Source organism: Blautia segnis (genome assembly GCF_014287535.1).
Taxonomy (GTDB): Bacteria; Bacillota; Clostridia; order Lachnospirales; family Lachnospiraceae; genus Blautia_A; species Blautia_A acetigignens.
This window is the reverse complement of sequence record NZ_JACOOT010000033.1, coordinates 92,878-114,513: the sequence shown is the minus strand read 5'-3', so window position 1 is coordinate 114,513 and position 21,636 is coordinate 92,878. Positions and strand designations below refer to the sequence as shown.

General features: G+C 46.3%; 17 protein-coding genes and 1 riboswitch. Of the genes, 5 read left to right on the top strand and 12 right to left on the bottom strand.

Features of this window, described 5'->3' with window-relative positions; translation table 11 throughout:
- Together pfkB and H8S54_RS14260 are read right to left on the bottom strand one after the other, a co-directional pair.
- Positions 1-909, bottom strand: a complete 909-nt coding sequence (gene pfkB, locus H8S54_RS14265) for a 1-phosphofructokinase (RefSeq protein WP_186901705.1) — start codon at positions 907-909, stop codon at positions 1-3.
- A 361-nt stretch (positions 910-1,270) separates the two neighbouring features.
- On the bottom strand, positions 1,271-4,975 hold the full coding sequence (locus H8S54_RS14260; RefSeq protein WP_186901704.1) for an ATP-binding cassette domain-containing protein: 3,705 nt from the start codon (positions 4,973-4,975) through the stop codon (positions 1,271-1,273).
- Between the two features lie 351 nt (positions 4,976-5,326).
- On the opposite strand from H8S54_RS14260, the gene H8S54_RS14255 reads away from it, so the two are divergent.
- Positions 5,327-5,893: a flavodoxin family protein gene (locus tag H8S54_RS14255; protein ID WP_021925463.1), complete on the top strand. Its 567-nt coding sequence runs from the start codon at positions 5,327-5,329 to the stop codon at positions 5,891-5,893.
- Between the two features lie 21 nt (positions 5,894-5,914).
- Entirely contained in the window at positions 5,915-7,312 is a 1,398-nt protein-coding gene (locus tag H8S54_RS14250; protein WP_186901703.1) for an alanine/glycine:cation symporter family protein, read from the top strand.
- Between the two features lie 118 nt (positions 7,313-7,430).
- Here the strand turns inward: H8S54_RS14250 and H8S54_RS14245 are convergent, their stop codons facing one another.
- Together H8S54_RS14245 and H8S54_RS14240 are read right to left on the bottom strand one after the other, a co-directional pair.
- Positions 7,431-8,018, bottom strand: coding sequence for a hypothetical protein (locus tag H8S54_RS14245; protein WP_243176834.1), 588 nt, complete (start codon positions 8,016-8,018; stop codon positions 7,431-7,433).
- A 51-nt stretch (positions 8,019-8,069) separates the two neighbouring features.
- Positions 8,070-9,359, bottom strand: a complete 1,290-nt coding sequence (locus H8S54_RS14240; protein ID WP_186901702.1) for a sirohydrochlorin cobaltochelatase — start codon at positions 9,357-9,359, stop codon at positions 8,070-8,072.
- A gap of 256 nt (positions 9,360-9,615) precedes the next feature.
- A riboswitch (cobalamin riboswitch) is annotated at positions 9,616-9,791 on the bottom strand.
- 283 nt (positions 9,792-10,074) lie between these two features.
- Between H8S54_RS14240 and H8S54_RS14235 the strand changes: the two genes are divergently transcribed.
- The 3 genes from H8S54_RS14235 (at position 10,075) to H8S54_RS14225 (ending at position 15,118) form a co-directional block, all read left to right on the top strand.
- The gene (locus H8S54_RS14235; RefSeq protein ID WP_243000309.1) at positions 10,075-10,455 is read left to right on the top strand and encodes a metal-sensing transcriptional repressor; all 381 of its coding nucleotides are present in this window, start codon (positions 10,075-10,077) and stop codon (positions 10,453-10,455) included.
- A 247-nt stretch (positions 10,456-10,702) separates the two neighbouring features.
- Positions 10,703-13,246 (top strand): heavy metal translocating P-type ATPase, encoded by a 2,544-nt coding sequence (locus H8S54_RS14230; protein WP_186901701.1) that lies wholly within the window; start codon positions 10,703-10,705, stop codon positions 13,244-13,246.
- 288 nt (positions 13,247-13,534) lie between these two features.
- Positions 13,535-15,118, top strand: coding sequence for a glucose-6-phosphate isomerase (locus H8S54_RS14225; protein WP_186901700.1), 1,584 nt, complete (start codon positions 13,535-13,537; stop codon positions 15,116-15,118).
- Positions 15,119-15,211: 93 nt separating this feature from the next.
- On the opposite strand, the gene eutJ is transcribed toward H8S54_RS14225, so the two are convergent.
- The 8 genes from eutJ to H8S54_RS14185 form a co-directional block, all read right to left on the bottom strand.
- Entirely contained in the window at positions 15,212-16,060 is an 849-nt protein-coding gene (eutJ, locus tag H8S54_RS14220; protein WP_186901699.1) for an ethanolamine utilization protein EutJ, read from the bottom strand.
- 107 nt (positions 16,061-16,167) lie between these two features.
- Complete coding sequence (locus tag H8S54_RS14215) at positions 16,168-16,542, bottom strand: hypothetical protein (RefSeq protein WP_186901698.1); 375 nt, start codon at positions 16,540-16,542, stop codon at positions 16,168-16,170.
- A gap of 342 nt (positions 16,543-16,884) precedes the next feature.
- A complete protein-coding gene (locus H8S54_RS14210) occupies positions 16,885-17,328 on the bottom strand; it encodes a hypothetical protein (RefSeq protein WP_186901697.1) in 444 nt (147 codons plus the stop codon).
- On the bottom strand, positions 17,325-17,960 hold the full coding sequence (locus tag H8S54_RS14205) for a hypothetical protein (protein WP_186901696.1): 636 nt from the start codon (positions 17,958-17,960) through the stop codon (positions 17,325-17,327). The genes H8S54_RS14210 and H8S54_RS14205 overlap by 4 nt, the downstream gene beginning before the upstream one ends.
- Positions 17,944-18,765, bottom strand: a complete 822-nt coding sequence (locus tag H8S54_RS14200) for a hypothetical protein (protein ID WP_186901695.1) — start codon at positions 18,763-18,765, stop codon at positions 17,944-17,946. The genes H8S54_RS14205 and H8S54_RS14200 overlap by 17 nt, the downstream gene beginning before the upstream one ends.
- A gap of 70 nt (positions 18,766-18,835) precedes the next feature.
- Positions 18,836-19,555: a hypothetical protein gene (locus tag H8S54_RS14195; protein ID WP_186901694.1), complete on the bottom strand. Its 720-nt coding sequence runs from the start codon at positions 19,553-19,555 to the stop codon at positions 18,836-18,838.
- Complete coding sequence (locus H8S54_RS14190; protein ID WP_186901693.1) at positions 19,552-20,205, bottom strand: signal peptidase I; 654 nt, start codon at positions 20,203-20,205, stop codon at positions 19,552-19,554. The genes H8S54_RS14195 and H8S54_RS14190 overlap by 4 nt, the downstream gene beginning before the upstream one ends.
- Before the next feature lie 259 nt (positions 20,206-20,464).
- Complete coding sequence (locus tag H8S54_RS14185) at positions 20,465-21,625, bottom strand: LicD family protein (protein ID WP_186901692.1); 1,161 nt, start codon at positions 21,623-21,625, stop codon at positions 20,465-20,467.
- Positions 21,626-21,636: the final 11 nt, after the last annotated feature.

Sequence of the window (21,636 nt, the reverse complement as noted above, 5' to 3'; positions counted from 1 at the left end):
CTATCCGATGATCTGCTGATAGACAGCCTCAATCTCTTCTCTGGTGGCAAGATTCTCAGAAAATGCGCTGGCACTTCCGGCTGCAATTCCCATGTGGAATGCATACTGATAATCCTGCTTCTCCATGTAGCCTGCCATAAATCCGGCTACCATAGAATCACCGGCTCCGACACCATTGATCAGCTTGCCCTTAGGTGCAGGTTCCTCATAAACCCTTCCATTCTCATCAATCAGAACAGCACCCTCTCCTGCCATGGAAATCAGCACATTCACAGCACCCATCTCCTGAAGCTTCTTCCCGTAAGGAATCACGGACTGGCGGGTATCCAGCTTCACGCCAAAGATTTCTCCAAGCTCATGGTTATTAGGTTTAATAAGAAATGGGTGGTAGGGAAGAACCTTCATGAGAAGATCCCTGGTGGCATCCACCACGATCCGAACTCCTCTGCCGTCCAGCATGGCCATAATCTTCTGGTATGCATCGTCCGGCATGGAGGATGGAATGCTGCCGGAAAGGAAAAGCACATCGCCCTCTCCAAGCTTTCCTAACTGCTTCATCAGCATGTCCACCTTGTCTGTGCCGATTCTTGGTCCCTGACCATTGATCTCAGTACCATCAATGCTCTTCAGCTTCAGGTTAATTCTGGATAACCCTTCTCCAACCTGGATAAAACCATTCTTCACGCCCATGTCCTCAAGTCTGCGTGTGATCTCATCTCCGGTAAATCCTGCGGTAAAACCAAGGGCTGTACTCTCAATTCCCAGATTCATAAGAACTGTAGATACGTTAATTCCCTTGCCTCCCGGCAGAAGCATCTCCGAACTGGTACGATTGGTAAGTCCAAGCCGGAAGTCCTCTACCGACACAATATAATCCAGTGACGGATTAAAAGTCACAGTGTAAATCATCTCTGCCTCCTGCTTACTTTTGCCTGTTTTTGATTTGTTGTGCTTATTATACTTTCCGATACGGTCAAAGTCAATCAATCTTTTTCACAAGATTTGACCGTTTGATTTATCACATTTGCACAATTATGAATTATTTTGACTGAATTTGATTTTTCTATGGAATATCATCCAAACGTGAGCAGATACATTTTCCCTGTTCTTTATAGTAGTATCCACAAATCTTTCTTTTTACTCTCAAGTCAGCAAAATCTTTCCCCGGCCAAACACAGGATTGCCCAGAATTTCGGGCGCAAAAAAAACACAGGAACCAGAATTTTTTCTGATTTCTGCGCTTTTTTATAAAAACTGTCATCTCTGTTTTTTAATCTGTTCGAAGCGCTGTCACCGGATCGCTCTTCGCCGCTTTTCGTGACGGAATCAGACCGCCCAGCAAAGTAAGCACCACGCTTAATCCCACAAGCACCAGCGCTGCCACAGGCGGAAGGGATGCCTTCACGTTCACACCGTCCGCCAAGGAACGGATTAGGCTGTTGGCTGGAATAAGAAGCAGCAGGGTGATTCCGATTCCCATTGCCCCTGCGCAAAAGCCGATAATAAAGGTTTCCGCATTGAACACCTGAGACACATTGTGTTTGGAGGCACCAATTGCTCTTAGAATACCGATCTCTTTTTTCCGCTCCAGAACACTGATGTAGGTGATAACACCGATCATAATGGAGGAAACCACAAGGGAAATAGCCACAAAAGCAACCAGCACGTAGCTGATAATATTCACAATATCCGTCACAGAGGACATCAAGGTTCCCACAAGGTCCGTATAGGTGATCACCTTCTCATCCTCTCCTGCTGCCTCCATATCTGCATTATACTGATCCAAGATGTTCACGATCTGGGATTTGCACTCGAAATCTTTTGGATAAATATTGATTCCACCTGGAACATTCAGGTCTGCGTATCCAAGCTTTTTCAGATTTCCGTCATAGGAAGCATTTTCATGTGACATCAAAGACATCATCAGCTCGGAAAGGTCATCCTCATTCATATTCATCTGGATGGCATTTGCAAAAGCCTCTGGATCAATGGCAAAGGCATTTTCCATACTGCTTCCCATCTGTCCCATTGCCTGGCTCATGGCTGTGGTAATGCTGGAGGTCACGCTTGTCATCACAGACTGAAGCGCACCCTGCATACTGTCGCTGATGGAGCCCATCATCTGCTCCATGGCAGTCTGGATTCCCTGTGTGAGCTGTGTTTCCACCTGGCTCATCACATCCGTGAATTTCGACTCAATGGCTTTGGTGATGGCATCGGAAAAAGCAGTCATCATATTTGTCATGTAGGTTTCCATTGCAGAGGAAAACTGCTTCTCCGCCTCACTGGTGTCGATCATGGAGGTCAGCCCCTTCATCAGACGGTTCTGTCCATCCTCAGACTGCATATATTCCACAAAATAGGTTCCAAGATTGGCCGGGTCCGGAAGCTGGTTAGCTTTGGCATATTCCGGATAGGCCTGGATCACATCTTTCATAAGAAGCTCTTTGATCTGGTCTGCTGTGATCGTCACCGTCACGCTTCCCTGAATCAGCTCATTGGCCTCCTGCCGGATCTGCTGCTGGATGTCGCTCTGGCTAAGAAATCCCAGAATGCTGGCAGCATCTGCTTTTTCTATTCCATTGGCCCTGGCATATTCCTGGTACTGATTCATCAGCTTCACTGCAGCGGCGATCATTTTTTCTGTGGAAACGTCCACCTTGATATTGTCATTCACCAGCTGCTCAATGTCTGCAGACAGCCTGTCATTTACTTCACTGGAACTAAGAAACTGCTGAATGGCCGACTGCATTTTTGACAGATCCGCCTCCGGCTTATCCTGAATGCTCTCCTGGTATCCTTCCAGAACATCCTTCAGAAGCGCAGTGGCTTTTTCCTCTGTAAAATCAAACTTCACAGACTTCAATGCCTCACTCATATCCGGAACCTGATCTGCTGAAAGTTCCTTCAAAATCTCTTCCGGGTCAATGGCATCGGATAGATCCAGATTCAAGTCTCCAAAGCTGATCAAACTGGAAAAATCAGGCATGCTGCTTTCGGACAAATCCGGCATATCCATGCTCATTCCCGAGAGAGCCATGCTGGAAAGATCCATATTAAAAGCACTTTCATCGATCTGAAAGGCCTCCTTCAGGGCATCCTCATTGATGCCAAAAAGAGATTCCATATTAAATTTGCTTTCCTCCTGGTCTTCCTTCCCAAACGCCTCCCCTGTAAAAACATTGATTTTTTCATTTTCCAGCTGCTGCTTTACAATGTCACTGGACGCTGCCTTTTGGATCACATGTCTGGTAAGTGCCGGCGTATAGCCAATTCCTGCTGTGAGCATAGATGCTGTGGCACCTTCTGCAGGCTGTACGATTCCTACAATAGTAAGGTCCTCCCCATCTGCCACCAGTTTTTTCATGTAAGCACTGTTGTCAGATTTGTCCTTCCAGACCTTGTATTCTGAATCATATTCGTAATAATCCGTACTGTTTACAAGCTTGAAGCTGGTTCCGAGAATCTGATCATAGGAATAGGCTTCTCCATTCTCTGGCATCTCAACTGCTTCCTCTGCCATAAATTTCTGCACCATATCATCCAGCTCTTTACTGTCCCGAAGACCCAGTGTGTACTGGAGAAAATCGCTGATATCTCCATGAGAGGTAAGCACCAGCACACATTCCTGGTAATTTTCCGGCCATCTGCCGGCTTTCACATCATACTGATTTTTGTACAATTCTTCATTCTCCGGCATTTCGTAGAACACATCTGTACTCATGGTAGAAGACATAATGCTGTTGGAGGAACCGGAGCCAAGACCCATGGAGGAAAAGGATTTGTCCGGATTTACCTGGCGGATGCCGTTTTTTTCCTGACGGAAAATCTGCGGGGAAACTAAATAGCTGTATTCCACAGAATTGGCATACTGGTCCACCTGACTTTCATCACTGTCCAGAAAAGTTTTCAGAGATTCCAAATCATTGGAATTCATCTTGGAAAACATATTGGTGACCATCTGCGCCACCCCTACCTCTCCTTCCTTTTTCTCACTCTGGGCAGACGCTGCGCCCATCATCATGGAAGTCAGGTCCACCCCTGTGCTCTGAATCTGCAGAGGATACTCGGAAAGGGTCTCCTCCTCCATGTCTGTGATGTATTTGTCTACGCCATTAGATATGGAAAGAATCAGGGCAATTCCGATGATGCCGATAGAACCGGCAAAGGAAGTGAGAAGGGTTCTTGCCTTTTTTGTCTTCAGGTTCTGAAAGCTAAGAGACAATGCAGTGAAAAAAGACATGGAGGATTTTCCCATGTTCTTGTGAACAGGTGCTGCCATCTGCTTTGTATCCACCTCAAAGGGATCTGTGTCTGACAGGATTTTTCCATCCTTCACAGTCACGATTCTGGTTGCGTAAAGCTGGGCAAGCTCCGGATTGTGTGTTACCATTACCACAAGGCGCTCCTTTGCAACCTCTTTCAGAAGCTCCATAACCTGAACGCTGGTATCAGAGTCCAGGGCCCCGGTTGGTTCATCCGCGAGAAGAATCTCCGGGTCATTGACCAGGGCACGGGCAATGGCTACTCGCTGCATCTGTCCGCCGGACATCTGACTGGGACGCTTGTGAAGCTGGGCGCCAAGCCCCACTTTCTCAAGAGCTTCTTTGGCCCTGCGCCGTCTCTCGTTTTTGGAAACACCGGAAATGGTCAGAGCAAGCTCCACATTGGCCAGCACAGTCTGATGGGGAATCAGGTTATAGCTTTGAAAAACAAAGCCAATGGTGTGATTTCTGTAGGAATCCCAATCCCTGTCCTTATATTTCCTGGTGGAAATTCCATTGATGATCAGGTCTCCGCTGTCGTAACGGTCCAGGCCACCGATAATATTCAAAAGGGTGGTCTTGCCAGAACCGCTTGGACCTAAAATTGCCACAAATTCATTGTCCCGAAGGCTAAGACTCACTCCGTCCAGGGCTCTTTGCACCAGATTTCCGGTTCTGTATTCTTTATGTATGTCTTTAATTTGAAGCACTTGCAAATTCCTTTCTGCTATTTATATAATGAAGTTAGGGGCAAAAGGTTTTTTGCCCCTAACTTGATATCTACGAATTGCTTCGCAGCAAAGCTGCTCCCGCAATTCTCGAACATTCGGAATCCGCTGATTTACTGCGTAAATCGCTACTTCCTCATGTTCGGCGGGTCCCAAGTTCAAAAGCCTTATCGTGCAAGCACGAACGGCTTTTTGACCTTTTGACCCTGATATCATTTAATTTTTCTATTATATCCTGTAAATGTGAATATACTGTGTCTTGAAATTAAACCACTCCTATCGTATAATAAAGAAATATATTAACGCTTTAGCGAGATGAAAGGATGAAAGAACATGAAGGTTTTACTTTTAAACGGCAGCCCGCGTAAGGAAGGCTGTACCTTCACTGCACTTAGTGAGGTTGCAAAAACTCTGAATCAGAACGGAATTGATACCGAGATTTTCCAGGCAGGAGATCCTGATAAAGATAACGTAAAAGCGGCGGCGGCGAAATTAAAGGAGGCAGATGCTCTGGTTGTAGGTTCCCCGGTATACTGGGCTTCCCCCACAGGACAGATTATTGAGTTCATGGATAAGCTCTGCTCCATGGCAGGCAAGGACATGCTTCACAAACCGGCTGCAGCAGTTGCTTCTGCAAGAAGAGCCGGAACTACTGCTACCCTGGATGTGCTTCAGAAATATTTCAGCTATCACGAGATGCCGGTTGTATCTGCAAACTACTGGAACATGGTACACGGCAATACTCCGGCAGAGGTACAGCAGGATGAAGAGGGATTACAGATCATGCGCACCCTGGGAAGCAATATGGCATGGCTTCTGAAATGTATCGAAGCAGGTAAAGCGGCGGGAATTACCACTCCACAGGCGGAGGATAAGATCAAAACAAACTTTATCCGATAAAAAACTTAAGAGAGGTATTCTATGCTGCAGATTATCGAAACCATTAATACAGCTGTCAATAATTTTATCTGGGGAGTTCCTGCAATGGTCTGTATTTTCGGCGTCGGACTTTACCTTAGCATCCGCACCGGTTTTCTTCAGATCCGCAAATTCCCCTATGCGATCCGCACTACTCTTGGACGTATTTTCCGCAAGCGCAGCGCTTCCGACGGCGCTATCACTCCTTTCCAGGCTGTGTGTACGGCTCTTGCCGCCACAGTAGGTACCGGAAATATTGCCGGCGTGGCAGGTGCCATTGCCATCGGCGGACCCGGTGCTATTTTCTGGATGTGGGTCTCCGCACTTTTCGGAATGTGTACCAAATTCGCAGAGGTTACCCTTGCTGTTCATTTCCGTGAAATCAATGCAAACGGAGAACTGGTAGGAGGACCGATGTACTACATCAAAAACGGTCTTGGCAAAAAATGGAACTGGCTGGCTTATCTGTTCGCGGCCTTCGGTGTTCTCACCGTATTCGGAACAGGCAATGCCACACAGGTAAATACCATTACCACAGCTATTAACTCCGCACTTTTAAATTATAACATTATTAGCAAAAGCGCAGTTTCCACATCTAATCTGATCATTGGTATTGTGATTGCCATCCTGATTGCCATGATCCTTCTTGGTGGAATCAAGCGTATCGGCCAGGTAACAGAAAAGCTTGTTCCGTTTATGGCGCTGCTTTACATTCTCCTTGGACTTGGAGTAATTCTTCTGAACATCCAGAATATTCCGTCCGTATTTGTTTCTATTTTTAAGGGAGCTTTCCAGCCCTCCGCTGTAACCGGCGGTATTATCGGAAGCATGTTCCTTAGTATAAAAAAGGGTGTTTCCCGTGGTATCTTTTCCAATGAAGCCGGTCTTGGTACCGGATCCATTGCACATGCATGTGCAGATACCAAGAAGCCGGTAAAGCAAGGTATGTTCGGAATTTTTGAAGTATTTACAGATACCATCGTCATCTGTACTCTGACCGCACTTGTTATTCTGTGCAGCGGCGTTCCCATCACTTACGGAGAAGCCGCAGGTGCTGAGCTGACCATCCTTGGATTTACTTCTACATATGGAAACTGGGTATCCATTTTCACTGCAGTTGCAATGTGCTGCTTCGCTTTTTCCACAGCACTTGGATGGGGCCTTTACGGTGCACGCTGTATCGAATTCCTGTTTTCCGAAAAAGTAATCAAACCATTTATGGTTGTCTATGCTCTGGTTGCTATCCTTGGTGCCACTGCAAATCTTGGACTGATGTGGAATATTGCCGAAACCTTTAACGGTCTTATGGCAATCCCCAACCTGATTGCATTATTCCTGCTCTCCGGAACAGTTGTAAGACTGACAAAGGAATACTTTGCAGGAGAGGGAAAAGAAAATTAAAACAGATATATAAAAAGACAGGCTTCCCGGAATCAATATCATTTAACAGAAATGATATTGCCCGGGGCCTGTCTTTTTATAAGAAATATTGTAAGGGTTTACTTGTTAGCTGTGAAAATCAGTTTTTGGAATCCTCTGCTTCTTTTGCTTCAGCATCTGCTGTCTCGCTGTCATCCTCACCGATCACTACTGCGTTTTTCTCTTCCTCAGTCTGCTCTTTTGCATCTTTTACGCTGACCTTATGATCATACCATTTACCCTTTTTGCCAAGGATGGCAAGGTCAAACTCTTCGTCCAGCTTCTCAACCGGAACATTGAAGCCGTAAACCTCCTCTGACATTCCGTCACTGTAGGTAACAGTATCTGTAGTAGGCTGGATCAGTTCAGCTCCATCCTTCTGTGCGTCCTCAGCTGTTCCAAGGAAAAGATTTACGATATTCTTGGAGACAAGTGTAATATGAACGGTCATTTTGCCATCCTTCACTGTAAGAACTGCTCTTCCATTGCATGCCTCATTTACATGGAACATGCCGCTGTCTGTGTCAAACTCCACACCGTATACGCCGTCTTCAAGCTCAGCTTCTGCGGCGTCCTCTGCTTTGGCAGCTTCTGTCTGTGCCGCTTCAGCCCAAACAGGCGCAACGCTTCCTGCTGTCATGGTGGAAATACTTACTGCTGATAATAAAATGACTAATGAACGTTTCATAATAACTTTTCTCCTTACTTTTTGATGAATTAAAGATAAAACATCAACAGATTATTTTGCAATAGAATCAATTGCTGCCTGAATATGCTCTACATAAAGCTGCTCAACTGCATCAATTCTTCCAAGTCCTTCGATCTGGCAATCGATCTCATCGAAATCTCCGGAAGCCTCGAACATGCTCTTCCAGGAATCCTCATCATCACCAGCCATATCGTTGTTTGCATGGTCACCTGCAACAACCATAAGCGGACGAAGAACAACCTTCTTGAAGCCTGCATCTTTTACTTTGTCGATTACAACATCGCAAGCGGTATCTTCCGGCTCACCCTCTACAGTACCGATGAATGCGTTTGTAAATCCAAGCTTCTCCATCTGTGTCTGCATCTGGTTGTATGTAACATTTGCTGTGTGAGAGGTTCCGTGTCCCATGAATACGAATGCGGTTCCATCCTCAGCAGCAGCTTCCATGCTGTCATATCCTGCGCTCTTTACAGCTGCATCTGTAACTGCCTGTGCAACAGCAGCCTTGTCTTCGTTGATAGCAGTAGCGTCTGATCCAACCTCACCAAGCATTGGCTCAGCGATTGCTACAGACTCAAATTTATCTTTGTACTCATCGATCGCTTCTACCATCTCATCGTACTCTGCACCGTGCATAAGGTGTGTAGGCTGAACAACCAGATTCTTAACACCGTTTGCTACTGCACGGTCAAGTGCCTGCTGCATGTTGTCGATGTGCTCATCATCTCTTGCCTGTACATGGTTGATGATAATCTGAGCGGTAAATGCTCTTCTTACAGCCCAGTCCGGGAAAGCTTCTGCAAGAGCATCCTCGATTCCCTTGATATCCTCAACACGGCTGTCGTTGAAGGAAGTACCAAAGCTTACCACAAGAAGCTCGTTCTCACCGATCTCATCCTGGTTACGAGGATCATCCTTGGAAGCATCTCCTGTATCGCGTCCGAAATATTCCGGGCTTGCTTCTTCTCCCTCTACCAGCTCTTTCTGAGCGTCTGTCAGAGCATCCCATGCTTCCTTAGCTTCCTTGCACTGTGCATCTGTGTCGTCTGTTCTCTCCTGAACATAGATTGCATCGATAAGTGCTGCAACTTTATCAGCTGCCTCCTGATCTGCGTCAGATGCCTCTGCATCGTCTGCTGCCTCAGTGTCATCTGCTGCCTCAGCGTCATCTGCTGCTTCTGCATCGTCTGCGTCATCTGCTGCTTCGTCAGTTGTCTCCTCTGTTGCTTCCTCTGCAAATGCAACAGTTCCTGTTGCTGCAGTCATGCTTGCTGCCATGGATGCTGCAAGAAGCAGTGCTAATAAAGATTTTCTTTTCATTTCTTTTTCCTCTTTTTTCCTGTATTTCCGGATTGAATTATGTATAAGGACACGGCCCGGCAGGGCTTTTTCTACGGCAGGAAGCTTCTGTGATTCCTGCTTTGTAAAAAAGCAGCTGCAAACTCTGCAGCTGCACTTTCCTCATAAACACATTTCCTCCAAACAGGATTACAATGATATGAGTATCAAAATATCTTTTGACACTGGTATCATTCCTATATATTGCTATGAGAATAAGGTTCTGTGTACCGCAGATCCACAATTCTACGCCAAGGCAGTTCTCCTGACTTCGTTCAACACTGCTTCCCCTTCCCGGTTACCCAGTGGGCTCTGAAGCAGCTCCCTTACACAGTGACGGCATCGTTCCGGATTCTCACCGGATTCTCTTTTATGCATCATGTTCATGATGCGACCTTTGCGTTATATCATTATACATATTCGACTCGGATATCTAATAGATACCATAATTTTATGTATTTTTTATGAATGTATTATGGATATTTTATGAATATACAATCTATATCAATGGACTTTCAGACAGATATATTTTAACCTGCTGTAACTCCACAATGAAACAAAAAAAGCCCTTGACAAATACCCTCAGGGGGTATATATTAAGTGCATAAGCAAGATACCCCCAAAGGGTATTTGAAAGTTAAAACGCCGGTTCGCAGTTTCCGGCCAATCATTTGTTTAATAAGAAAGGAGCCTGCCTATGACAGCTGATCATAAATCCGAAACCTGCTGCAGCCACACTGCAGCCGATACTGAACCCCTTTCCAGCCAGGAACCTGCACAGAAGGTCTGTTCCTGCTGCGCCAAGCACACCTTGCGTTCCGAAGCGGAGCGAAGAAAGCTGGTCAACCGTCTGAAGCGTATTGAAGGCCAGATCCGGGGCATTATAGGAATGCTGGAGAACGATGCCTACTGCAATGACATCCTGATCCAGTCCGCCGCTGTAAATGCCGCTGTGAATGCTTTTAATAAAGAGCTTCTTGCCAACCATATCCGAACCTGCGTGGCAAGAGATATCCGGGAGGGTAAGGATGAGACCATTGATGAGCTTGTTGCAACACTACAGAAGCTTATGAAATAAATGCGGATATCAGGGTCCCAAGTTCAAAAGCCGTTCATGCTTGCATGATAAGGCTTTTGAACTTGGGACCCGCCGAACATGAGGAAGTAGCGATTTACGCAGTAAATCAGCGAATTCCGAATGTTCGAGAATTGCGGGAACAGCTTTGCTGCGGAGCAATTCGCAGATATCAAGTTAGAGTCAAAAGGTCAAACAGCCGTTCATGCTTGCATGATAAGGCGCATCCCGTATAAGGAGGAATTTTATTATGGAACAATACAATGTCACCGGCATGAGCTGTGCAGCCTGCAGTGCCCGTGTGGAAAAAGCAGTCAGCAAGGTTCCGGGAGTTACAGCCTGCTCAGTGAGCCTGCTTACCAATTCCATGGGCGTTAAAGGCACCGCCACAGCCTCAGCCATTATTTCAGCTGTAGAGCAAGCCGGGTACGGCTGCTCTTCTAAGAGTCAATCCAGTCAGAAGGAATCTCTTTCCGATGCGGAGAAGGCCCTGGAGGATCACGAAACCCCAATCCTGAAGAAGCGTCTCATCGCATCTGTAGGATTTCTTCTGGTCTTGATGTACTTCTCCATGGGACACATGATGTGGGGCTGGCCGCTGCCTGCATGGTTTGACGGCAACCACGTAGCCATGGGACTTGTTCAGCTGCTTCTGGCCGGAATCATCATGGTAATCAATCAGAAGTTTTTCATCAGCGGCTTTAAGAGCCTGTGGCACCGCTCTCCCAACATGGACACCCTGGTAGCACTTGGCTCCATGGCATCCTTTGTGTGGAGCGTCTATGCACTGTTTGCCATGACTCGTGCACAGGTAGACGGTAATTCTGAGCTTGTAATGCACTACATGATGGAGTTTTACTTTGAATCCGCTGCCATGATCCTGACCCTGATCACAGTGGGAAAAATGCTGGAAGCTCGCTCCAAGGGCAAGACAACCGACGCCCTGAAGGGTCTAATGAACCTTGCTCCCAAGACTGCCGTTGTCATCCGAAATGGCCAGGAAATCACCGTTCCCATTGACCAGGTGGTAAAAGGCGATGTGTTTGTTGTACGTCCCGGCGAAAGCATTCCCGTTGACGGCGTGATCCTGGAAGGCTCCAGTGCAGTAAACGAGGCCGCCCTTACAGGAGAAAGCATCCCGGTAGATAAAGCAGCAGGAGACCGGATTTCTGCTGCCACTGTAAACCAGTCCGGTTTCATCAAATGTAAGGCAACCCGCGTAGGGGAAGATACTACCCTCTCCCAGATCATCAAAATGGTCAGCGACGCAGCGGCCACCAAGGCTCCTATTGCCAAAATCGCAGACCGGGTTTCCGGTGTTTTCGTACCTGCTGTTATCACCATTTCCATTATCACCACCATGATCTGGCTGCTTACCGGACATGAATTTGGCTACGCTCTTGCAAGAGGAATCTCCGTGCTTGTGATCAGCTGCCCCTGTGCCCTTGGCCTTGCCACCCCGGTTGCCATTATGGTTGGAAACGGAATGGGTGCCAAAAACGGCATTCTTTTCAAAACTGCTGTTTCTCTTGAGGAGGCTGGAAAGATCCAGATTGTTGCCCTTGACAAAACCGGAACCATCACAAGCGGACAGCCTGAGGTGACGGACATTCTCCCAGCAGAAGGCATCACCGAAAAGGAGCTTCTCACCCTTGCCTATGCTCTTGAGAAAAAAAGCGAGCATCCTCTTGCAAAGGCCGTTCTTGAAAAAGCCTTTGCACTTGGCCTTACTGCCCCGGAGGTTACAGATTTCCAGGCCCTTACCGGAAACGGACTTTCTGCCGCACTTGGTTCTGATAAGCTGATTGGCGGAAGCATGAAATACATCAGCACACTGGTTCCAGTCTCCAAAGCTCTTATGTCTCAGGCAGAAAAGCTTGCTGAGGCGGGCAAAACTCCCCTGCTTTTTGCCCGTAATAACCAGCTTCTTGGAATCATTGCTGTAGCAGACGTAATCAAGCCAGACAGCCCACAGTCTGTAAAAGAGCTTCAGAGCATGGGCATTCATGTGGTTATGCTTACCGGAGACAATGAGCGCACTGCCAGGGCGATCGGTGCACAGGCAGGGGTAGATCAGGTAATCGCAGGGGTTCTTCCTGATGGAAAAGAAAGCGTGATCCGCTCCCTGAAGGAAAAAGGCAAGGTTGCCATGGTTGGGGACGGAATCAATGACGCTCCGGCACTTACCCGTGCTGACATTGGTATTGCCATCGGTGCAGGTACCGATGTGGCTATTGATGCAGCGGATGTGGTTCTTATGAAGAGCCAGCTTTCCGATGTGCCAGCAGCCATCCGTCTTAGCCGTGCCACCCTTCGGAATATCCATGAAAACCTTTTCTGGGCATTCTTCTACAACGTAATCGGCATTCCACTGGCAGCCGGCGTATGGATCCCCATCTTCGGCTGGACCCTGAACCCAATGTTCGGTGCCGCTGCCATGAGCCTTTCCAGCTTCTGCGTGGTAACCAATGCCCTGCGACTGAATCTGTTTAAGGTTCATAATGTAAGCAGCAATATTAATAATCATACTGTAAGCAACAATATTAATAATACAAGCAAAAAGGAGAACACTACTATGATCAAAGTAACAGTTAACGTAACAGGAATGATGTGCGGACATTGCGAGGCACACGTAAACAAAGCCGTTGAGGCTGCATTTGGCGTACAAAATGTTGTTTCCTCCCATGAGGCAGGAACCACAGTCTTCACAGCTCCGGAAAAAGTAGATGAAGCTAAGCTTCGCCAGGTAATCACAGATGCAGGATATGAAGTAACCGGAATTACACAGGAGTAAGCTTCCTATTTCTTATTTAAACTGCAGCACTCTCCCGGGAAATGATTGTTTCCCGGGAGAGCTTTTATTTGCCGGTACATCTTACAGAAAGCCTTTTTCAAACACGCTTTAATGTTCTTTTTTTCATATTTCTCATCAATTTTCCCGGAACAATGTTATTTTTTCACGAATCTTAAACCATGGATTGAAATTCCTGTTTTTTTTCAGTATAATAAAGCCGATATGGGTTTCGCCATGAGACTCTGACGAGACAACGTTGTCTCAACCATTTAAAGGAGGAATTATATTATGGCAACATGGAAAAATCTTGACACACTGGCTTCTTTTGACAAGCTTTGCAGTCTTAAGAATCATGTGGACATTGCAGCTGCTCTGTCCGGTGAAGAGGGTGGCAAGCGTGTAGCTGATTATAGTACACCAATGGCAGCTGGGCTGAATTACAACTATGCAGCCAAGGAAGTAGACGAGACTGTTTTATCCGCTCTTGCACAGCTTGCTGACGAGGCACAGCTGATTGACAAATTTGAGGAATTATATAATGGAGCTGTGATTAATACAGGTGAGAACCGTATGGTCCTTCATCACCTGGCACGCAGACAGCTGGGCAATCCGGTTGTTGTAGATGGTGTAGACAAGCGTGAATTCTACGTTGCACAGCAGAAGAAGGCTGCTGATTTTGCAAACAAGGTTCATGCCGGTGAGATCACAAACGAGGCTAGGGAGAAGTTCACCACTGTTGTTCAGATCGGTATCGGCGGAAGTGACCTTGGTCCTCGTGCTCTTTACATTGCACTTGAGAACTGGGCTAAGGCAAACAACACATTCAAGATGGAAGCCAGATTCATCAGCAACGTAGATCCTGATGATGCAGCTGCTGTTCTTGCTTCTGTTGACCTTGCACATTCCTTATTTATCGTTGTATCCAAATCCGGTACAACTCTTGAGACTCTGACTAACGAAGCATTTGTTAAGGATGCCCTGACTAAGGCAGGTCTGAATCCTTCCAAGCATATGCTTGCAGTTACAAGCGAGACCTCTCCTCTTGCAAAGAGTGAGGATTACCTTACCGCAATCTTTATGGATGATTACATCGGCGGACGTTACTCTTCTGTTTCAGCCGTAGGCGGTGCAATCCTTTCCCTTGCATTCGGACCGGAGGTATTTGCACAGCTTCTGGACGGTGCTGCAGCTGAGGATCAGCTTGCAACTAACCGTGACCTTATGAAGAACCCGGATATGCTGGACGCTCTGATCGGCATCTACGAGAGAAATGTTCAGGGATATCCTTCCACAGCTGTTCTTCCATATTCACAGGCATTAAGCCGTTTCCCTGCACATCTTCAGCAGTGTGATATGGAGTCCAATGGTAAAACCGTAAACCGCTTCAGTGAGCCGGTAAACTATGTAACCGGCCCAGTTATCTTCGGTGAGCCAGGAACCAACGGACAGCATTCCTTCTATCAGCTGCTCCACCAGGGCTCTGATATCATTCCGCTTCAGTTCATCGGCTTTAAGAAGAGCCAGCTTGGAGTAGATGTTGACATTGAGAACAGCACCAGCCAGCAGAAGCTTTGCGCCAATGTTGCTGCTCAGATCATTGCATTTGCCTGCGGCAAAGAAGATGAGAACCTGAATAAGAACTTCAAGGGCAAACGTCCATCCAGCATTATCATCGGTGATGAGCTTACACCTGCCTCCCTTGGTGCTCTTCTTGCTCACTTTGAGAATAAGATCATGTTCCAGGGCTTTGTATGGAACCTGAACAGCTTTGACCAGGAGGGTGTTCAGCTTGGTAAGGTTCTCGCTAAGCGTGTCCTTGCGCATAATACAGATGGTGCCCTTAAGGTATTCAGTGATCTGTTGAATATTTAATAGTCATAGAGTTAGAGTTTTTGGAAATGACAAGAAAAGGATTGATCAGTTTTTTGACTGACCAATCCTTTTTTACAATAGCCTGCTGCTCCTTTATATTTTGTTGTCTTTTTTCGGAGATAGCTTAGGCAGCTCACAGCAATAGGCAATTCCAAGAGGCGTAACAAGAAGTGGATGCACCGGCTGATAAACGGGAAGCTTCAGATGCTTCTCAAATACGGATGTAAATTCCCGGAACATGGAAGAGCCGCCTACAACGTAAATAGCCGGAACCTCATATCCTTTGAGGAATTTTTCTGTGATCAGAGCCATCTTCTCCACCGTAGCTTTAATTACAGGGAAAATTTCATCCTGCTTATCCGGCTGTCTTTTTAGCAGCTCCGCTTCTTCATAGGAAATACGATAATGTCCTGCAACCGTCATCGTCATATGGGTTCCACCAGTGGCCTCATCATCTGTATAAATGACTTTCCCATCCTTCAGAATGCTGATTCCTGTTGTACCGCCGCCAACATCCACAACCGCTCCGTCACGAATCTTAAGTACAGCCGCTGCGGCAGTTGGTTCATCTACAATATTAGTCACCTCAAAGCCGGCGCCCTCCAGCACATAGCCTATGCTCTTAACGCTCCCCTCTGATACACCGGGAGGAATTGCGGCAGCTGCATAAGTAAGCTCTGTGCCAAGCCGCTCCTCCAGTGTCTCCTTCAGCCTGGTTACCAGCTGTACACATTCATAATAGTTTACGATCACTCCGTCCTGAATGGCATGGGAGGGTGCAGAAATTCCAGCTATCGGGCGGTTTGAAGTATCTACAACAGCCAGAACTGTATTGGCAGTTCCAAGGTCCACACCAACCTTTAATCTTCCTTTGAAATTTTTACACTCACCTGTTTCCACAAGCTCTGCAAAATTTGAAAGTGTTCTGTTTTTTAAATCCATTTTCCAGCTCCGTTTTCCTTTTTCCTTATTTATTCTACTTATGATTGTAAAAGAATACAGGGGAAAATGCAATAAAAACATATCCGTTTGTTTATTTTACTATCACCTTATGCAATCTGTACGCCCCATCTTTTTTCCGGGGAAGCTGCTCTTCCGGCTTTCTCCGGAGCATAGATCCGGCCGCATCTCCAGCTTCCGGCACCATTGTCCATGTAGCTGATTTCTGCTCCGCCGGCAACCTTGCGTACCTGAATCTTCATTTCCAGCGGAAGTACCCGGCCAAACTGCAGGCTTATTTTTATCATGTCATCCAGCTCTTCTTCCAGCTGTTTCCGGTCAATCTGGACGTATATTTTCTCATCTGTAACCTTCGCTTCAAGCCACTCCTGACCAACGGTGAAGTATTTCTGTCTTGCTTTTACAAACTCATCTATATAAGTATTGATCTCTGTTTTCTGTATTTTTGCCAATGCCTTTTTCATAACAAAAGCCTCCTTAACTAACATCCACATTTCTCTTTGTTCTTGTAAATAATTATAGAAGCTTATGTTAAATTTTATGTATTACCAATGTTAAACATCGTTAAAACTTTTGTTAGTAAAGCGGACATTCGCAATCCGATTCGCTACTTGCTCATGAACGCAGTCTGATTTTAATCCCATTCCTAGTGTGCCGACAAGTTGATTTCTAGAACAATCTTGCGTCTAAATTTCTTATTTCTGCGTTGTCGTCGGTCGCCGTAGCCACCGCTACGCCTCCTTCCTCCGCCTTGAAATAAAAAATTTATCCTGCAAGATTGTTACAAGAATCAACTTGTCGACACACTAGTCATGGAACGGACTGGTTGGAATTTCATCTACTTCTGAAACAAATCCGTAATCCACCATGTCTTCTTTCTCCAAGGTGGTTCCATCGAAGAAGGCTGCAGGTGTCTCTCTAAAATCTGATGGCTGAATTACATCGGTGCTCTGCAGCATATCTGCATTCTGCGCAGTGTCGGCGTCCTGCACTATGTCAGCATTCTGCGCAGTGTCGGCAGCCTGCACTATGTCGGCGTTCTGCACTGTGTCCGTAGTGCTGTCATTTCCTATTTTAGCTGAATGTATGATATCAATCCGGGATTCCTGGTACTGGTATTTTGCGCAAACAGTTTGAAGCTTGCAGGTAAAAAATATGCCAGCTCCCATTGCCAGAAGAAAAGCTGCGCATGGTACCTGCCGTTTTACAAAGTAAAATTTTTTCACGGGTTTTACCTTACTGTTTCTCAATCCTTCTGCTCCATATTCACATTGATCCTGATAAAGTCCTCCGTGTCCATAGGTTCCCACTGGCAGGCATCCTCCCACGAAACCATCAATCGGTATTCATGCTCTGTGGGGCAGCCTTCTGGAAGCAGCATTTTATCTGTCTGAAAAATGTGGGTTTTCTCCTGGGGGCTTTCCTGAAATGATGCTATTTCCTTCCAGCTTCCTTCCCATTCACTTTCTTCCAAAAGAGTGCAGCACAGAGGGAGCGTCCCTGCGGTAACAACCTCTATACTATAAGTCTGGCTGGTCTGGCTGATGCCATTGGTGCTTTGATTGGATACCAGAATGGAATATATGGCCTGGCTGCCAGGTGCCCATGTCTCTGGAAGCTCTCCTTCCGGGCAGATGGACACCTTATGCTCAAATCCTGCCACCTTCATGTTGGAATCCTCAACAGCCAGCAAAATGTATTTGGCGTAAATATCTGTGGGAAGCGCCACCAGCAAAAGCATAATAGACAGAAGCGCCATAAGTGGCAGCGTCAGTGACGGAAGCCGTATTATACGTGGCAGTGACAATGTCAGCCGCAAAAAGCCAGCTATATCCAGACGCAGTTTTCTTTTTTTGTGATTATTGTTATTGTTTTCTATCATAGCTGCGCCTCTTTCGAAACCATATAAGGATTATGCACATGGTGATAACAGGTGCGGTAAATACTAATGCTGTAAGCCAGCTTCCAGGTGACATGTGATCTGCTGTTTTCACAGAATTCCTGTGTTCGGTTTGTTCACTGTTCTCGCTGCTTTTCTTTTCAGGCTCCCCTTCTCCTGTATTGCCGGAAATGCTCTGGGCGGCTTCTGTATGGATTACAATGGTATGAAGGGTGTCCTCTGCTTTGTTTCCAAAGAAGGTGTCCTCTTCATCTTTCCCGCGCTCGTAAGCCCATCGCCAGTAAAGGATGTATTTCTTCTTTTCTCCGGAAAGAAGAGAGCCTTCCTGAAGAACTCTGTCCATCTGCTCCGGACTGCTCCACCCATCCTGACTTCCCAAAAGCCATCCCCTTTCCCCAGACAGCCTTAGTTCAAGGGGACTTTTAAGTGCTTCCATGTCCCAACCGGCTTTCAGCCAAACCTTATAATCCATTTTTGTTTTTCCCGTGTTTTGAAGAAAAAAGGTGTAGGCTCCGCTGGTTCCGGGGGCAATTACCTTGTCCTGGCTTTCGCTTTGCACGGTAAGCTCCCCTGCCTGGTTTTTGTCTTCAGTCTGAAAGATCCGAACAGCAGTATCTGTTGTCCAGATCTGCCGTTCATCCCAGGTCTGAAGCCCTTCTGCAGCCTTTGCACTCCCATCTTCCTTTACCGTCTCACTGTTTTCAAGAATGCCCTCCCTGACTGCAGATTTGCTCCTTGCATTTATGTTTTTTCCTTCTGTAAGGCAGATAACATTCCCATGACGCATATTTTCTCTGGGATTTTTATTCCACCAGGGAAGCAGAAGAAGCATGCACAACAGGAGCAGGAATTTTCGTTTAGTCAATCTGAGTTACCGTTGTTTTCATGCTCAGTTCCACTGTGGAGGCTTTGTTCGCTGCTGCCTGATTGCCGAGATATGTATCCTTCTCATCGCTGTTTCCGTTGTATGCCCACTCCCAGGAGACATTCACATAATCTGGGGCAACCAACGCCAAATCTGTGTTTGCAGCATAATTTTTAGAATATGCCCTGATTGCATTTTCCACAGCAGTTTTAAGGGCTTCCACATTAGCACTTCCATTTGTAATCTTAGCCCCCGTTGAATCCTTCATTCCTGTAATGCCGTATTTTTTATCCCCAACCTTGAAAATAATTGGAAAATATTCCGACGATGCACTCCCCTCATCTGTATACTCCCACCCATTTAAAGTCAGTGTGGGCTCATAGGATACCTTCACCGCAACCTCCGGCTTTCCGGTAATCGTGGCATTCAGCAGTTCCCCTTTGGTCCCCGGTGCAACTACGTGGTCATCCTCTCCGCCACTACTTATAACTGATTTCGCAATAGTTCCAACTGCCTCATCATCAGTTGCATACTCACTTGCAAACATCGTCCCGTTTGCAGTGACAGTCACTCCGAATTTCGCCGCTCTGGCACTATCTGTGCCGGTTCCGCTTGTAATATACTTGGCAAACGATCCTGAAATCACGCTCATGGTCAATAAAGTGGTCACACCGGCTCCTGCTGCAATCCGCATTGCTTTGTTTTTCATCATAATTTGCATTCTCCCTTCAATCCTGACTTTTCTTCTCGTTCTGCCCGCAGGACATCCAGTTCTGCCAGCAATGCTTCTGTACTTTTTTCCTTCTCTTTTTTCTGTCTCAAATCACAGCTTTTGTCATAAGCTGCCATCAAAAGCAAAGGACAAACCACACATAACAGTATTCCCTTTGTTCTCTGCATAAACATTGCCGTATTTCCAAGTCCGGGAAGCCGCCAGCAGTAAATCCCTGCCAGATTTTCGCTTCTTACCGGCTTTTCATCTTCTGTATTGTTGGCGTCGCCTTTTGTTTTCCAGGCAAGGGCGCCTGTCTCATCTGTAATGATTTCTGTCACTCTGTGTGTAACGGTAGCCGTCCCGTTTCCCTCAGGGTCATAGAAACAGATTACATCCCCTGTCTTTATATTTTTGGCATTTACTTTGCGGCAGATCACCAGATCTCCGGAAGCCAGCTGGGGATTCATACTATCTGTCAGGATAACCATGGGAAATATTCCGCCAATATCCGGCACCTCATTTTTGTTTGTAATGCTTTTGATAATAAGGGTACAGTTGATAAGCAGAAGTGGAATCAGAATGAAACAGAAGAGGGATCCGACCAGAGTGCAGATCCGATGAACAACAGAAGTTCTCTTTTTTCTCATTTTTCCCTCCAGATTTGTGACAAGCTTTATTATAACAGGACAAAGCCAAAATAGGACGGATTTGCACATTCCTCAGCTTTTTAATCACAAAGCGCATTTTGGGCAAAAAAAGCCCCGGATATTCGGGGACTTCCATGCTTTTTCGACATTTCGTCCTCCCATCCGGGGATGTTTAAAGCGGACATTCCAGGTCCGCTTCGCTACTTGCTCATAAACGCAGTCGCTTCGCGATCTGTCAGTGGGAGCTTTCGCTTCTATATCAGCTAAATTTTTTAATCTTATTTAGCAAGCTCTTTTTACCTGTAGCCAAAAGAAGCTGTAAATAAATCTGAAAAATCTCCTGATCCGGCGCATAAAGCTCACCGGCTTCCAGATATTTCTTCATTATTTTGTCATAGTCCTTCAATTCCTCTGACAGCCTGGGGTAATCCCTGTTTTCCATAAGGTTGAGAAGATATTCCTTTTTTCGCGTGTAAACCTCTGCCAGATTCACCCCTTCGCCCTTCAGCTTCACATAATTCCAGGACCAGTCCAGATATTCACGGGATTTTCGCCCTTTTCTATCCTTGTTGTATTGATCCCTTCTTTCCTTTACAAGGGTCTTAACCTGCCCGGAATACTTGGCAAGAAACTCCTGGCAGGGAATATTGGTGCTTGTGATAACTGTCATAGAGGGAATATAGGGCTCCGTCAGCTTATTCATGTAGCCCTTTCCAAACCAGATTTTCAGATAGGGATCCACTGCATCAGGCACATTTAAGGATACTCCCTCCAGCTCTACTCTTCTGGTTTTTTCAAATATTTTTTTCGGGTAATACAAGGTAGCGCCCTTGAGACGGACTACGTAGTCTTTTCCCTTACATTCCTTCTGGTTTTCATAAAGCTTTTGGTACAGATATTTGGAAAGCCTGTCTCTTCCGCCAACCATAAGAATTGCCACAGGAAGCTTGCACAGCTTCTCCTTCCAGGTAAATTTCTGGGAACGCCCGTCGCAGAACTGGATCCAGCCCATTTCCAGGCAGCGCAGCCACAAATGGAGCTTCCTGGAGCTTTCCTTTCCTCTAAGGGGATAAATGTCGATCCCGATTCCCGGATATTCGTAATTTCGTCCCTCGTCCATTCGAAAGCACAGGGAATTTTTGTCCTCATACCGAAGGAAAAATCCGGGAAAGCGCTTATTCTCATACATGGATTCCAGGGCTCTGTCCTTCCTTTCTTCCTTAAGGTATGCAAGGCGAAACCGCTCCATATCAGACAGCTTCATCAAAATTCCTCCTGCCAGAGGGCTTTTTGGCATCTCGTCCCCATACACTGCGTGTACCGCCAGACGTGGTGCCAGATAGTATTCAATTTTATTTTTCGTGCAAAGCCTGTCCACTTCTTCAAGAAGAGAAAGCAGCACCTGCTGTTCTTTGTTCAATGTACCTGTTT

Excerpts from the sequence above, each read along its gene's own strand:
- pfkB (WP_186901705.1), bottom strand. The coding sequence starts at position 909 with ATGATTTACACTGTGACTTTTAATCCGTCACTGGATTATATTGTGTCG.
- H8S54_RS14255 (WP_021925463.1), top strand. The coding sequence starts at position 5,327 with ATGAAGGTTTTACTTTTAAACGGCAGCCCGCGTAAGGAAGGCTGTACC.
- H8S54_RS14250 (WP_186901703.1), top strand. The coding sequence starts at position 5,915 with ATGCTGCAGATTATCGAAACCATTAATACAGCTGTCAATAATTTTATC.
- H8S54_RS14245 (WP_243176834.1), bottom strand. The coding sequence starts at position 8,018 with ATGAAACGTTCATTAGTCATTTTATTATCAGCAGTAAGTATTTCCACC.
- H8S54_RS14240 (WP_186901702.1), bottom strand. The coding sequence starts at position 9,359 with ATGAAAAGAAAATCTTTATTAGCACTGCTTCTTGCAGCATCCATGGCA.
- H8S54_RS14235 (WP_243000309.1), top strand. The coding sequence starts at position 10,075 with ATGACAGCTGATCATAAATCCGAAACCTGCTGCAGCCACACTGCAGCC.
- H8S54_RS14230 (WP_186901701.1), top strand. The coding sequence starts at position 10,703 with ATGGAACAATACAATGTCACCGGCATGAGCTGTGCAGCCTGCAGTGCC.
- H8S54_RS14225 (WP_186901700.1), top strand. The coding sequence starts at position 13,535 with ATGGCAACATGGAAAAATCTTGACACACTGGCTTCTTTTGACAAGCTT.
- eutJ (WP_186901699.1), bottom strand. The coding sequence starts at position 16,060 with ATGGATTTAAAAAACAGAACACTTTCAAATTTTGCAGAGCTTGTGGAA.
- H8S54_RS14215 (WP_186901698.1), bottom strand. The coding sequence starts at position 16,542 with ATGAAAAAGGCATTGGCAAAAATACAGAAAACAGAGATCAATACTTAT.
- H8S54_RS14205 (WP_186901696.1), bottom strand. The coding sequence starts at position 17,960 with ATGATAGAAAACAATAACAATAATCACAAAAAAAGAAAACTGCGTCTG.
- H8S54_RS14200 (WP_186901695.1), bottom strand. The coding sequence starts at position 18,765 with ATGCGTCATGGGAATGTTATCTGCCTTACAGAAGGAAAAAACATAAAT.
- H8S54_RS14195 (WP_186901694.1), bottom strand. The coding sequence starts at position 19,555 with ATGATGAAAAACAAAGCAATGCGGATTGCAGCAGGAGCCGGTGTGACC.
- H8S54_RS14190 (WP_186901693.1), bottom strand. The coding sequence starts at position 20,205 with ATGAGAAAAAAGAGAACTTCTGTTGTTCATCGGATCTGCACTCTGGTC.